This is a genomic window from Microlunatus endophyticus, assembly GCF_014646195.1.
In the GTDB taxonomy this organism is placed as follows: Bacteria; Actinomycetota; Actinomycetes; order Propionibacteriales; family Propionibacteriaceae; genus Microlunatus; species Microlunatus endophyticus.
This window is the reverse complement of the sequence record NZ_BMMZ01000002.1, coordinates 479,637-493,686: the sequence shown is the minus strand read 5'-3', so window position 1 is coordinate 493,686 and position 14,050 is coordinate 479,637. Positions and strand designations below refer to the sequence as shown.

At 68.4% G+C, this 14,050-nt stretch carries 11 protein-coding genes; 9 read left to right on the top strand and 2 right to left on the bottom strand.

Going from position 1 to position 14,050, the window contains the following annotated elements; all coding sequences use genetic code 11:
* Nucleotides 1-21 precede the first annotated feature (21 nt).
* On the bottom strand, nt 22-846 hold the full coding sequence (locus IEY07_RS05935; RefSeq protein ID WP_188894235.1) for an NAD(P)H-binding protein: 825 nt from the start codon (nt 844-846) through the stop codon (nt 22-24).
* 94 nt (nt 847-940) lie between these two features.
* On the opposite strand from IEY07_RS05935, the gene IEY07_RS05930 reads away from it, so the two are divergent.
* Complete coding sequence (locus IEY07_RS05930; protein ID WP_188894234.1) at nt 941-1,543, top strand: TetR/AcrR family transcriptional regulator; 603 nt, start codon at nt 941-943, stop codon at nt 1,541-1,543.
* On the opposite strand, the gene glgX is transcribed toward IEY07_RS05930, so the two are convergent.
* On the bottom strand, nt 1,521-3,668 hold the full coding sequence (gene glgX / locus IEY07_RS05925) for a glycogen debranching protein GlgX (protein WP_188894233.1): 2,148 nt from the start codon (nt 3,666-3,668) through the stop codon (nt 1,521-1,523). The two genes, IEY07_RS05930 and glgX, sit on opposite strands and share 23 nt — an antisense overlap.
* A 144-nt stretch (nt 3,669-3,812) precedes the next feature.
* On the opposite strand from glgX, the gene IEY07_RS05920 reads away from it, so the two are divergent.
* The 8 genes from IEY07_RS05920 (at nt 3,813) to mnmA (ending at nt 14,049) form a co-directional block, all read left to right on the top strand.
* Nucleotides 3,813-4,595: an enoyl-CoA hydratase/isomerase family protein gene (locus IEY07_RS05920; RefSeq protein WP_188894232.1), complete on the top strand. Its 783-nt coding sequence runs from the start codon at nt 3,813-3,815 to the stop codon at nt 4,593-4,595.
* Nucleotides 4,596-4,613: 18 nt separating this feature from the next.
* Nucleotides 4,614-5,336, top strand: a complete 723-nt coding sequence (locus IEY07_RS05915; RefSeq protein WP_188894231.1) for a DUF3592 domain-containing protein — start codon at nt 4,614-4,616, stop codon at nt 5,334-5,336.
* A gap of 4 nt (nt 5,337-5,340) precedes the next feature.
* Nucleotides 5,341-7,350, top strand: coding sequence for a S9 family peptidase (locus IEY07_RS05910; protein WP_188894230.1), 2,010 nt, complete (start codon nt 5,341-5,343; stop codon nt 7,348-7,350).
* 112 nt (nt 7,351-7,462) lie between these two features.
* Nucleotides 7,463-9,823 carry a beta-glucosidase family protein gene (locus IEY07_RS05905; protein ID WP_229669746.1) on the top strand — a complete coding sequence of 787 codons (2,361 nt, stop codon included), beginning with the start codon at nt 7,463-7,465 and terminating at the stop codon, nt 9,821-9,823.
* 104 nt (nt 9,824-9,927) lie between these two features.
* Complete coding sequence (locus tag IEY07_RS05900) at nt 9,928-10,728, top strand: electron transfer flavoprotein subunit beta/FixA family protein (protein WP_188894229.1); 801 nt, start codon at nt 9,928-9,930, stop codon at nt 10,726-10,728.
* A gap of 38 nt (nt 10,729-10,766) precedes the next feature.
* Nucleotides 10,767-11,729, top strand: coding sequence for an electron transfer flavoprotein subunit alpha/FixB family protein (locus IEY07_RS05895; protein WP_188894228.1), 963 nt, complete (start codon nt 10,767-10,769; stop codon nt 11,727-11,729).
* Nucleotides 11,730-11,775: 46 nt separating this feature from the next.
* Complete coding sequence (locus tag IEY07_RS05890) at nt 11,776-12,936, top strand: cysteine desulfurase family protein (RefSeq protein WP_308422921.1); 1,161 nt, start codon at nt 11,776-11,778, stop codon at nt 12,934-12,936.
* A gap of 39 nt (nt 12,937-12,975) precedes the next feature.
* The gene (mnmA, locus tag IEY07_RS05885) at nt 12,976-14,049 is read left to right on the top strand and encodes a tRNA 2-thiouridine(34) synthase MnmA (protein ID WP_229669745.1); all 1,074 of its coding nucleotides are present in this window, start codon (nt 12,976-12,978) and stop codon (nt 14,047-14,049) included.
* Nucleotide 14,050 lies beyond the last annotated feature (1 nt).

The following is a 14,050-nucleotide window of genomic DNA, read 5'->3' as shown; positions in this document are numbered from 1 at the left end:
GAGGCCCAAGCCCGACGGCCCTCAGTCGAAGTGGTGCCGGTTCGCTCGCACCCAATCGGCGAAGGTGTGGGGTTCGCGACCGAGAATCTCCTGCACTGCAGGAAGAATCTCGGTTTCGGCCGCATTGGGATTCGCGCTGAGCTCGAGCGCGGCATCGGCCAGCGCCTCCGGCAGCGGCATCTGCGACCGGGCGGCCGTGCGATCGATCTCGACCACCTGCAGGTCGCGGTCGAGCACCTCGCCGAGGATCTCGACCCGTCTGCGCGTCGTGATCAACTCGGCTCCGGTCAGCCCGTACGCAGCACCCAGATAGCGGCCACTCGGGTCCAGCAGGACGGCCCGCGCCACGGCAGCGATGTCGTACGGGTCGATCATCAATGTCGCGACGTCCGGAAACGGTGCGTAGATCGTTCCCGATCCGACCATCTTCCGCCATGCCAGGGTGTTGGAGGTGAACTGCCCGGGACGCAGGATCGTGGATTCCGGCAGCAGCCGGCGGAGATCGAGCTCGGCGGCTTCCTGCCACGCTCCGATCGGAAAGCCCGGCCTGGTCTGCACGGTGAGGGCCGACAGATAGACCACCCGGCGCACGCCGGCATCGGCCAGCGCCCGGAGCGCGCCGGAGTCCTTTCCGGCGGTCATCACGAACGCGGCGTCGGCATCCTGTGCTGCGGCTGCGATCGTGTCCGGCCGATCGGCATCGCCGAAGACGACCTCGACACCATCCGGAAGCCCGGCATCCGCGGGCCGGCGACTGACGGCGCGCACCGCCACATCGGCATCGGCCAGCTGCTTCACCAGCGCGCCACCCACATTGCCGGTCGCACCTGAGACCAGAATTCGCATGATCAACTCCTATTTATCGAGTAAGCACTCAATAAAAGATAGGATGCGGTCGTCCCGAGGGCAAGGCCTAAGACCGACGATCTGGGAGGGGCCGATGACGAGTGAGCAGCGGCGTGGCCGGGGCAGGCCGCGTACGGGCGTCCGGGAATCGGTCGTCGGCGCTGCGGCCGCGTTGCTGGCCGAGGTCGGCGTCGCAGGATTCACCACCAAAGCCGTCGCGGAACGCGCCGGGGTCGCGGAGTCCAGTATCTTCTACCACTTCGGCGATCGTGGTGGCCTGCTCCGGGAGATCATCTTCGCCGAGGTGGGGCAGTACCAGGTCATGGTCGAGGAGTTGATCAGCCAGGACGTCGGGCCCGAGCCGGGGATCAGGCGACTGCTGGAATTCCTCGAGGCCTACTACCAACGAATCCTGCCTGGCCTGATCGCCTCCCAGGCCGATCAGCACCTGTTCGCGGCCTTCGGTGAGCATCGCGGACAGCAGGGACCGCACCTGGCCGTCGTGCCCGTACGGGATTACCTGGCCGCCCAGCAGTCCGCCGGCCGGATCCGGGATGCCGATCTTGGAACGGTCGCACTCCTGATCGTCGGTGCGGCATTCCAGCGGGCTCTGGCCACACGATTCGGCGGGGAGCGTTCGCTGCCGTCCCCGGCCGAGATCGCGAGCCAGGTGCTTACGCTTCTGGTTGCAGGATGACGATCGTCCGCCCGGGAATGGTCAACAGGCTGTCGCCCGGCACCGGCTCATCGGGCAGCTCACCCTCCGTACCGGTGTGGGCCAGGACCTTGTAGCTGCTGCCCCAAGCACCGCCGGGAAGTTGCACCTCGACCGGATCCGCTCCGGCGTGGAACCAGATCAGCAGAGCATCATCGGCAGCGTTGTCGTCGGCACCCTCGGCACCCTCGGCATCGTCGGATGCGTTGTCGGCGATGTACATCCCGAGCGTCCGCCGGCTCTGGTCCTGCCACTCGTTGACGGTCATCTCGCCTTGCAGATCGTGCGGATAGCCCGCGAACCAGGCGAGATTCTTGCGCCCGGTCGGCTCGCCGTCCTTGCCGATCACCTCGTCGCCATGCCGGAACTTGTCCGAGCGCAGCACCGGATGATCGCGCCGCAGCCGCAAGACGGTCCGGGTCAGGTCGCGCAGGTCGCTCCACGTCTCGGCATCACCCCAGTTCACCCAGGAGATCGGCCCGTCCTGGCAGTAGGCGTTGTTGTTGCCGTCCTGCGTCCGGCCGATCTCGTCGGCTGCAGTGATCATCGGCACTCCCGCGGCCAGCACCGTGGTGATCAACAGGTTCTTGGCCTGCCGGTGACGTAACGCGTTGACACCCGGGTCGCTGGTCTCACCCTCGAATCCGCAGTTCCAGGACCGATTGTCGTCCGAACCGTCCCGGTTGCCCTCGCCGTTGGCCTGGTTGTGTTTCAGGTCGTAGGTGACCAGGTCGCGGAGGGTGAAGCCGTCGTGGGCGGTGACGAAGTTGACGCTGGCTGCGGCGGTCCGGCCGTCATGATCGAAAAGGTCAGGTGATCCGACCAGCCGGGCGGCGAGCTCCTGGACGTCGGAATTGCCGCGCCAGTAGTCGCGGACGAGGCCGCGGAACCGGTCGTTCCACTCACTCCAGCGGGGGCCGAAGCGGCCGACTTGATAGCCGTACGGACCGACGTCCCAGGGCTCGGCGATCATCTTGATATCAGCCAGGACCGGGTCCTGGGCGATCGCGGTCTTGAGCGGATGATCCTGGGTGACGTTGTGATGGCCGTCCCGCAACAGCGTGGTGGCCAGGTCGAAGCGGAAGCCGTCCACGCCCATCTCGGTCACCCAGTAGCGCAATGAGTCCATGATCATCCGGACCACGCCCGGATTGCTGGTGTCGACGGAGTTGCCGGTACCGGTGACGTCGTAGTCGTTGCGTTGGTCCTGGGTCAGCCGGTAGTAGCCCGCGTGATCGATGCCCCGGAAGCACAGGGTCGGTCCCTCGTGCCCGCCCTCGCCGGTGTGGTTGAAGACCACGTCGAGGATCACCTCGATGCCGGCCTGATGGAAGGCCGTCACCATCTCCTTGAATTCACGGACCTGCTGACCCATTGTCCCGACCGAGCAGTAGAAGGCGTGCGGGGCGAAGAAGCCGAGGGTGTTGTAGCCCCAGAAATTGGTCAGCCCGCGGCCGATCAGGAACGGCTCCGACACGAAGTGGTGCACAGGGAGCAACTCGATCGCGGTGATGCCGAGATCCTGCAGATCCTCGATCACGGCCGGGTAGGCCAGGCCGGCGAACGTGCCGCGCAGGTGCTCGGGGACCTGCGGGTGCAGTTGGGTGTAGCCCTTGACGTGGGTCTCGTAGATCACCGATTCCGCCAGCGGACGCCGCCGGGCGATCGGCTCCGGCGCCGGGGTGTCCTCGACCACGACGCTCAGCGGCACGGCCTGGAAGGAGTCGGTCGGGTCCGGGGTGAAATCGGACTCGGTGGTGTGGTCGGAGATCGGGCCGGCATAGTCGACGCCGCCGGTGATCGCACGCGCGTACGGGTCGAGCAGCAGCTTGGCCGGGTTGAAACGGCGGCCGTCCTCGGGCGCCCACTCACCATGCACCCGGAAGCCGTAGCGCTGCTCGGCGACGACACCCGGGACGTGCACCCGCCAGACGCCGTCCGCGCCGAGTTCCATGTCGTGGTTGTGCTGCGTACGGTCCTCGTCGACCAGCGCCAACTCAACTCGGGTGGCACGTGGTGCCCACAGCCCGAAGGTCGCGCCGTCGGCGTCCAGTTGTGCTCCGAGGACGGCTTCTTCGGTCGGTGTCGGCAGGTCGATCTGGGTCATAGGAGATCCGTTCTGTTGCGAAAGCCGGTTCAGGATAGCCGCCGGCACAACCGCGCGCCGGGGATCCGACCCAGAAGTACCCCAGGATTCGGCAACCGCTCGCAGCCGACGCCCGGACGACTCTGCCGTCGATACAGTGCATCCATGTGTGATCTCGTACGGCTCGAGGTGTCCGACGGCGTCGCTACGTTGCGGATCGACCGCCCGCGGCAGTTGAACGCGCTGAATGTCGAGATCCGGGCCCGGATCGCTGCCGCGGCGGGCGAGGCGGACCGTGCCGACGACGTCGCGGCGGTGGTGCTGACCGGCGGCGAGAAGGTGTTCGCTGCGGGTGCTGACGTCAAGGAGATGGCGGCAATGAGCTATGCCGACATGAACGCCCAGTCGGCTCGCATCGTCGAATGCTTCAGCGCCGTCGCCAAGATCAGCAAGCCGGTCGTGGCCGCGATCAACGGCTACGCGCTCGGCGGCGGTTGCGAGTTGGCCCTGTGCGCCGACGTCCGGTTCGCGGCCGAGGACGCGACCTTCGGCCAGCCGGAGATCAAACTCGGTGTCATCCCCGGCGGTGGCGGCACCCAGCGGCTGGCCAGGCTGATCGGCCCGTCCAGGGCCAAGGAGATCATCTTCAGCGGCCGGTTCGTCCGCGCCGACGAGGCACTGCGGATCGGATTGGTTGACCGGGTGCTGCCGGCCGAGGAGGTCTATCCGGCGGCGGTCGAGTGGGCCCGGCAGTTCGTCGGGGGACCGCGGCTCGCGCTGGCGGCGGCCAAACAGGCCGTCGATCTCGGGGCCGGTGTGGACCTGGCCACCGGCCTGGAGATCGAGCGCCAGCTCTTCGCCGGCCTGTTCGCCACCGAGGACCGGGCGACAGGCATGACCTCGTTCGTGGAGGACGGACCGGGGAAGGCCCGGTTCGCCGGGCGCTGACAACAGCAGGGAGATCCGGTGATTCGCAGACTGATCGTCATCGTCGGAGCGGTGTTCGCACCCGTCGGCATCATCTTGCTGGTCGTCTGCGCCGTCACCACGACCAGTTCGGTGCACTTCCGCGCCACCGCGACCAGCACGACCGGCACGGTGGTCGACGTCGCGAGCCAGCTGAGCTGCAGTAACTCCGGCGGCGGCTGCACCACCGATTACTACCCGGTGGTCCGCTTCACTGCGACTGACGGCCGGCAGATCACCTTCCGGTCGCACACCGGGACCAACTCCCGGCCGGCGATCGGCAAGCAGGTGACAGTGCTCTACCAGGCCGGCCATCCCGAGGATGCCCGGCTCAGCGGCTTTGTCTCGCAGTGGCTGGCGCCGTTGATCACCGGAGTGCTCGGCATCGTCTTCACCGGCGTCGGGCTGCTGCTGATCACGGTGTACGTCCGCCGGCGTCGGATCGACTCCTGGTTGGAGGCCAACGGGACCCGGGTCGAGGCCGAGGTGATCAGGATCGCTCGCAATCCGCAGGTCGAGATCAACCGGGTCAATCCGTGGCAGGTCTTCGCCGACTGGGTCGACCCGACGACCGGGCAGCACCACACCTTCGCCAGCGAGAACTTCATGCAGGATCCGGCACAGGCCTACCCGGGTCTGAAGACCGTACAGGTGTTGATCGATCCGTCCCGGCCCGACGACCGCTACCGGATGATCCTGCAACCGGCGGGGATCATAGGCTGACCCCGTGCAGCCTGCCGATCTCGACCTGATCAACTCCGTTTCTGCTCCCTCGCTCCATCCCGACGGTTCGGTCTCCGTCGCCGCCGTGACCCGGCCGGACCTGGGTGCCGACAGCTATGTCGGGCAGCTCTGGACCGTCCCGGTCGACGGTGCCGCTCCGCGCCGGCTGACCCGCGGCTATCGCGACACCGCGCCGCAATACTCCCCGGACGGCGGCCTGATCGGCTTCCTGCGCGCCGCACCGGGCAAGCCGCCGCAGGTGTACGTCGTCACCGCGACCGGTGGCGAACCGGTCCAGGTCACCGACCGCAAGCTCGGCGTCTCGCAGTTCGCCTGGTCGCCCGACGGCAGCCGGATCGCCTTCACCAGCAGGGATCCCGAGCAGGGGCGCTACGGAACCATCGACGGTCTGGACGCCGGCGCCGAGCCGCCACGCCGGATCACGACGCTGAAGTACTCCCAGAACGGACTCGGCTACGACATCGATCGCCGCGCGCACGTCTTCGTCGTCGAGGTGCCGGATCCTGCCGCCGAGCCGGTCGTCCAACCCGTCCCGTCGGTCGACGGCAAGCCGGATCCGGTACCCGACGTCCCGCCCGCGACCAAGATCACCAGCGCCGACACCGACCACCAGCTGGTGGACTTCTCCCCGGATGGCTCATCGCTGGCGGTGATCGCCGCGGTGCACCCCGGGCGCGATCTTGATCGGCGGACCGACCTGCTGCTGATCGGCGTGACCGATGCCGGAGCAGGGCCGGAGGAGCCGAGGAATCTGACCGGAGCGTACGGACCGTACGCGATCGGCTCGGCCGCCTTCGCACCGGACGGGAAGATCTTCTTCGTCGCCGGTGATCTTGGTCCCGAGGGCCTGGACTTCATCGGCCGCAGCCATGCGCTGTATGCGATCGACCATCCGACCGACCATGCGACCGACCCCGACGCGGCACCCGTCCGGGTGACGGACCCCGCGACGTACGACCTGGGTGGCGAGATCGTGCCGCGCACGGACGGCTCGGTCCTGGTAGTCGAGAGCCGCAAGGGCACCCAGCAACTGCTGAGCGTCGCGCCGACCGGTGAGGTCGAGGCGCTGACCGACGGTTCGGTCGACATCAGCGGATTCGACGCGACCGACACGACGATGGTCGTCAGCTACAGCCACCCGACCAGCTTCGGTGATATTGGTGTGGTGGCCGACGATGGCATCACGGATCTGACCGATTTCTCGGCAGCAATCCGGGAGCGGGGACTGGTGACGCCGACCGAGCTGACGATCACCGGCCGCGACGGCTACCCGGTGCACGGTTGGCTGGCAGTGCCGGACGGCGAAGGCCCATTCCCGGTGCTGTTGATGATCCACGGCGGCCCGTTCGCCGCCTACGGGGTCGGCGCCTTCGACGAGACCCAGATCCTGGCCGGAGCCGGCTACGCCGTCGCCTACTGCAATCCGCGGGGGTCGCGCAGTTACGGCGAAGACCACGGCCGGGCCATCCGGCGGTCGATGGGCACCGTCGACCTGGCCGACGTACTGGACTTCCTGGACGAGGCGATCGCTTCCGACGAACGATTGGACGGCGACCGGACGGGCATCCTGGGCGGTTCGTACGGCGGCTATCTGACCGCCTGGACGATCGCCCACGATCATCGGTGGAGCGGCGCGATCGTCGAGCGCGGCTTCCTGGATCCCGAGCTCTTCGCCGGCACCAGTGACATCGGCTCGTTCTTCGGTCAGGAGTACGTCGGCACCGATCCCGAGCAGATCGCCGCCCAGAGCCCGCAGGCCCACGTCGCCGACGTCACGACTCCGACGCTGGTCCTGCACTCCGAACAGGATCTGCGCTGTCCGCTCAGCCAGGCCGAGCGCTACTACGCGAGCCTGAAGTGGCAGGGCGTCGAGACCGAACTGGTCGTCTTCCCGGGCGAGAACCACGAGCTCAGTCGCGCGGGCCGGCCCCGGCATCGCCGGCAGCGCTTCGAGATCGTCCTGGACTGGTGGAGTCGCACCCTGCCGGGGTGATCGGCCGCTACCCGGCGGCACTCCGAGATTTCCGGGGCATCGGCTAGAGTTCTGCGCGAAAGTTGCCGTACACGGATCGAAAGTTTCGATCCGTCTCGCCGTGGAGATGACGATGCACAGCTGGAACGACCCCGGACGGAGTATCGCCGAGCGGGTGGACGCGTTGCTCGCCGAACTGACCACCGAGGAGAAGATCGGCCAGCTGGGCAGTTTCTGGCCGCGGGACGAGCCGTCGGATCCCGTCGCCGCCCATGCCGTGATCTCCGAAACCCCGGCCGACCCCGTCGACACCGCCGACGAGGTCGCTCCGATGCAGTCGGTCTTCGATGCCTCCCGGCGCGGCTTCGAGCACACCGCGCGCCATGGCCTCGGCCAGCTCACGCGCGTCTTCGGCACCGCGCCGATCGATCCCGTGGACGGCATGGCCAAGCTCGCCGACCTGCAGCAAAGGGTGATCAAGCAGTCCCGGTTGGGCATCCCCGCCGTCGCCCACGAGGAGTCGCTGACCGGGTTCACCAGCTACGGAGCCACGGTCTATCCGACCGCGATGGCCTGGGGTGCGACCTTCGACCCGCAGCTGATCGAGCAGATGGCCGCGGCCATCGGCTCCGATCTCGCCGCTGTAGGTGTCCATCAGTCGCTTGCCCCGCTGCTGGACGTCGTCCGCGACTATCGCTGGGGCCGGGTCGAGGAGACGATCGGCGAGGATCCCTATCTGGTCGGCACCCTGGGCACCGCCTATGTGCGGGGAATCCAGTCCGCCGGGGTGATCGCGACTCTGAAACATTTCTGTGGCTACTCGGCCTCCCGTGCCGGCCGCAATCACGCTCCGGTGCCGATGGGGCGCCGGGAGTTCGAGGACCTGCTACTGCCGAGTTTCGAGATGGCGGTCCGGCTCGGCGGTGTCCGGTCGGTGATGAATTCCTATTCCGACGTGGACGGGATCCCGGTCGCGGCCGACCGCGACCTGCTGACCGGGACGTTGCGGGAGCGCTGGGGCTTCGACGGCACGGTCGTCTCGGACTACTGGTCGATCCCGTTCCTGCAGACCATGCATCGGGTCGCGACGGATCTGCGCGGGGCCGGGGCACTGGCGCTCTCGGCAGGCATGGACGTCGAGCTGCCCGAGACGAGCGCCTTCTACCAGCTCGGTGAGGCCCTCGAGGCCGGATTGATCACTGCCGACGAGCTGGACACCGCAGTCCGCCGGGTGCTCACCCACAAGGCCGAGCTGGGCTTGCTGGACCACGGCTGGACGCCGGCCGAGCCGGAGACGGTCGATCTGGACAGCCCGCGCAACCGGGATCTCGCCCGCCGCGTCGCGGAGCGCTCGGTGACTCTGCTCGCCAACTCGGGCGTGCTGCCGTACGAGCAGTCCGCGGGCAGGAAGATCGCGGTCATCGGTCCGTGTGCCGCCGACATCCGCACCTTCTTCGGCTGCTACTCCTTCCCCAACCACGTGTTGTCCCGGGCAGGCTCGGACGAGATCGGGCTGCCGGGCGACGATCTGGCCACCGCCCTGCGACGGGAGTTCGCCGATGCCGAGGTCACGGTCGCTGCCGGCGTCCCGGTCCTCGAGCCGGACGATTCCGGCCTGGCCGCTGCGGTCGAACTGGCCGCAGCCAGTGATCTCGTCGTGCTGGCCATCGGCGACCGGGCCGGGATGTTCGGCAAGGGCACGTCCGGGGAGGGCTGCGACTCGGTCGATCTGCGGTTGCCCGGGCTGCAGCACCAGCTCGCGGCGGCGGTCCTGGACACCGGCACACCGGTGGTGCTGATGATCATCTCCGGCCGGCCGTATGCCCTGGGTGGCCTGGCCGAACGCAGTGCCGCCGTGATCCAGTCGTTCATGCCCGGTATCGAGGGCGGCGCCGCTCTGGCAGGCGTCCTCTCAGGCAGAATCAATCCGGCGGGCAGGCTGCCGATCGGGATCCCCGGTCACCCGGGCGGCCAGCCCGGCACCTACATCGCGCCGCCGCTCGGCTGGTACAGCGACGGCGTTTCCAACCTCGACCCGCGGCCGCTGTATCCCTTCGGCCACGGCATCTCCTACACCACTTTCGAACTGGATGATCTTGGTCTGAGCAGTGCCGAGATCGACAACCTCGGCACTGTGGACGTGTCGGCGACCGTGACGAACACAGGGGACCGGTCCGGATCCGAGGTGGTGCAGCTCTATGCCGGCGATCCGGTGGCCCGGGTCACCCGCCCGCTGAAGCAGCTGATCGGCTTCGCCCGGGTTGATCTTGAGCCGGGAGAGCGCCGGCGGGTGACCTTCAGCGTGCACTGCGACCGCTTCAGCTTCACCGGACCGGACTACCGCCGGATCGTCGAGCCCGGCGAGATCGAGCTGTCGGTCGGACGCTCCTGCGAGGACCGCCCGCTGCAGGCGTCGGTGACGATCACCGGTGGCGTACGGATCGTCGGCGAGGGCCGGGTGCTGGATACCCCGGTACGGGTGACAACTGCCTGACTCCGCCGGGACGACCTGCCAGACTGGCTCCGGGCGCCCGCGTGCCTGAGCTTGGTTACTGGTGAGTAATATAGGCTCGAGTCAACGGAGAAGAAGCGAGGGACATGAAGATCGTCACGCTGGTCAAGTACGTACCCGACGCAACCGGTGATCGAGGTTTCGCCGATGACGGCACGGTCGACCGCGAGGCGACCGACGGCCTGCTCTCGGAGCTGGACGAGTACGCGGTCGAACAGGCTCTGCAGCTCGCCGACTCCCAGGATTCGGGAGGCGACGTCGAGGTGGTCGCGTTGACCCTCGGACCGGACGACGCCGCGGACGCGATCAAGCGGGCACTGCAGATGGGCGCCACGTCCGGCGTGCACATCAACGACGAGTCGGTGCACGGCTCCGACGCCCTGGCGACCAGCGCGATCCTGGCCGCCGCGATCCGCAAACTCGAACCGGACCTGGTGGTCGCCGGCATGGCCTCCACCGACGGCACCATGGGCGTGGTCCCGGCGATGCTCAGCGAACGCCTCGGCTGGCCGGCCGCCACTCTGGGCGCGACGCTGTCCCTGGCCGGGACCACGGCGACCATTCGCCGCGACGGCGACACCGCGAGCCAGACGATCGAGGTGGCCTTGCCGGCGATCGTCAGCGTCACCGACCAGTCCGGCGAGCCGCGCTACCCGTCCATGAAGGGCATCCTGGCGGCCAAGAAGAAGCCGGTCGACGACTGGGAGATCGATGATCTCGATCTCGACGCCGAAGTCAACGGACAGGTCGGCCTGGCCAACGCTTGGTCGACCGTCAAGGACACCACGCCGCGGCCGCCCAAGGAGGCCGGCCGGCAGGTGACCGACGAGGACGGGTCGGGCGCCGCAGCGCTGACCGAGTTCCTGGTTTCCGGTAAGTACATCTGACCGGTCGCCGGCAAGTACATCTGAGAGGAATGACGAATATGGCACAGGTGCTGGTTGTGGTCGAGTCCGTCGAGGGCGCAGTCACCAAGCCGTCGCTGGAACTTCTCACGCTGGCCCGGCGGCTCGGTGACCCGGTGGCCGTTGTGCTGGGTGCGGGTGATGTGGCGCCGACGCTCGGGCAGTACGGTGCCGGCTCCGTGCTGACCGCCGATGACCCGGCCTTCGGCGAATTCCTGGTTGCGCCCAAGGCGGACGCCGTCGCGGCCGCGGTCGAAAAGGTGCAGCCCGCCGCGGTCCTGCTCACCTCGTCCCCGGAAGGCAAGGAGATCGCTGCCCGGCTGGCCGTGCGTCTCGGCTCCGGCCTGATCACCGACGCCGTGGACGTACAACCCGGCGATGGCGGGCCGGGCGATGGTCCGCTGGTCACCCAGTCGGTTTTCGCCGGCAACTGGACCGTACGCTCCCAGGTCACCCACGGCACTCCGGTGATCACGGTCAAAGCCAACGCGACCAGCCCGGAAGCGGCGCCGGTCGAGCCGACCACCGAGCCGCTGGGCTTCACCGTCTCCGAGGCTTCGAAAGGCGCCCGGATCGTCAAGACCGAGCCGAAGGCGGTCAGCGGCCGTCCGGAGCTCACCGAGGCCGGCATCGTCGTCTCCGGGGGCCGGGGCACCGGAGGCAACTTCGGGCCGGTCGAGGAGCTGGCCGACGCGCTCGGTGCAGCCGTCGGCGCCTCCCGCGCCGCCGTCGACTCCGGCTGGTACCCGCACGCCTACCAGGTCGGCCAGACCGGCAAGACGGTCTCGCCGCAGCTCTACATCGCGGCCGGCATCTCCGGAGCGATCCAGCACCGAGCCGGCATGCAGACCTCGAAGGCGATCGTCGCGGTCAACAAAGATCCTGAGGCGCCGATCTTCGCGCTGGCCGATCTCGGCGTCGTCGGCGATCTGCACGCCGTGCTGCCTGCGGTGACCGAGGCCGTCAGGCAGCACAAGCAGTGACCATCACCATGATCACCAGCATGATCACCAGCATGATCAGCGGGGTCTGATCACGTCGCGCAGCTATCTCGATCATGCCGCCACGACCCCGCTGCGCGCCGAGGCGATCGCTGCGATCACAGCAGAGCTGACCCGGGTCGGCAATCCCTCGTCGCTGCACACGTCGGGGCGCGAGGCCCGCCGGGTGGTGGAGGAGTCGAGGGAATCTGTGGCGTCCTGCCTGGGCGCCGATCCGGCAGAGGTGATCTTCACTTCTGGTGCCACCGAGGCCGACAACCTGGCGATCAAGGGCGCCTTCCGGGCCCACCCGGACGCCCCGGTGTTGATCACCTCGACCGTCGAACACCATGCAGTGCTGGAGTCGGTCGAGTCGGTGGCGAGTGACGGAGCGACGGTCGTCCTGATCGCGGTCGATCACGACGGCCGGGTCGACCTTGATCAACTGCGGGCGGCACTGGCCGGGCATGCCGAGCAGATCGCGCTGGTATCGATCATGTACGCCAACAACGAGACCGGCGTGCTCGCTCCGGTCGCCGAGATCACTGCCGCCGCCCGGACCGCCGGGGTGCCGGTGCATTCCGACGCCGTCCAGGCAGTCGGGCACACCGTGATCGACTTCGCCGGCTCCGGGCTCGATGCACTGTCGCTGTCGGCGCACAAGTTCGGGGGACCGGTAGGGGCCGGGGCGTTGCTGGCACGCCGCGACTTCCGGCTCTCCCCGGTCCAGCACGGCGGCGGTCAGGAACGTGACGTCAGGTCGGGCACCCTGGACGTCGCCGGCATCGCGGGAATGGCGGCTGCCCTGCGAGCGGCCGTCGATGAGCTCACGCGCGAGTCGGACCGGATCCGTACGCTGCGCAACCGGCTGATCGATACCGTTCTGACGACCATCGACGGCACCGAGCTGAACGGGATCCGCGATCCGGCAGGATCGCTGCCCGGCATTGCGAACCTGTCCTTCGGCGGCTGCTCGGCCGACAACCTGCTGATGCTGCTGGACCAGCACGGCATCGACAGTTCCACCGGGTCGGCGTGCACCGCCGGCGTCTCCGAGCCCAGCCACGTGCTGGAAGCGATGGGCCGGACCAGGATCCAGGCCCGGTCGTCGCTGCGGTTCTCCCTCGGCCACACCAGCACCGACGTCGACGTCGACCGGCTGCTGGCGGTGCTTCCGGGGGCGGTCGAATTGGCCCGGCGTGCCGGCTGAGGAGACAATGGTCGAGGTTCGACGAGAAAGGACGCGATCGTGAAGGTGCTGGCTGCAATGTCCGGCGGTGTGGATTCGGCGGTTGCCGCTGCCCGCGCGGTCGAGGCCGGGCACGACGTGACTGGTGTCCATCTCGCGCTGTCGAAGAATCCGCTGTCCTTCCGCTCCGGCGCTCGTGGCTGCTGCTCCAAGGAGGACGCCCACGACGCGCGCCGGGCCGCCGATGTGCTCGGCATTCCCTTTTACGTCTGGGATCTCTCGGACCAGTTCGCCGAGGACGTGGTCGACGATTTCGTCGCCGAGTACGCCGCCGGCCGGACGCCCAACCCGTGTGTGCGATGCAACGAGAAGATCAAGTTCGCCGCCGTTCTGGACCGCGGGATCGCGCTCGGTTTCGACGCGGTCTGCACCGGGCACTATGCGCGGCTGGTCCGTGATGATCATGGTGTCGCGCTGCATCGAGCGGTGGACGACAGCAAGGACCAGTCCTACGTCCTGGGCGTGTTGAGCCAGGCCCAGCTGCAGCGGTCCTACTTCCCGCTGGGCGGTTCGCTGAAGAGCGAGGTCCGGGCCGAGGCCGAGCGTCGCGGCCTGTCGGTCGCCGACAAGCCGGACAGCCACGACATCTGCTTCATCGCCGACGGCGACACCGCGGGCTTCCTGGACAAGCAGCTCGGCAGCCGTCCGGGCGCGATCGTCGATCAGGACGGCCACCAGCTGGGCGAGCACGACGGCAGCCATCACTTCACCATCGGCCAGCGCAAGGGTCTGCGGATCGGCACTCCCGCCGACGACGGCAAGCCGCGCTACGTGCTGGACATCTCCCCGGTCGACAACACCGTCACCGTCGGCTCCCGGGAGGATCTCGACGTACGGGAACTGGACGCGATCCGGCCGACCTGGACCGAGGGCGTACGCGATGGGTCCTGGGTCGCGCAGGTGCAGGTCCGGGCCCACGGCTCGATGGTGCCGGCGACCGTGACGGCGGGTGCCGACCGGGTCGGCGTCGTGCTGGACGAGCCGCTGACCGGGGTAGCACCGGGCCAGGCGGTCGTCTATTACGACGGTACGCGAGTGCTGGGCAGCGCCACGATCTCGGCCGCACGGGCCTGAG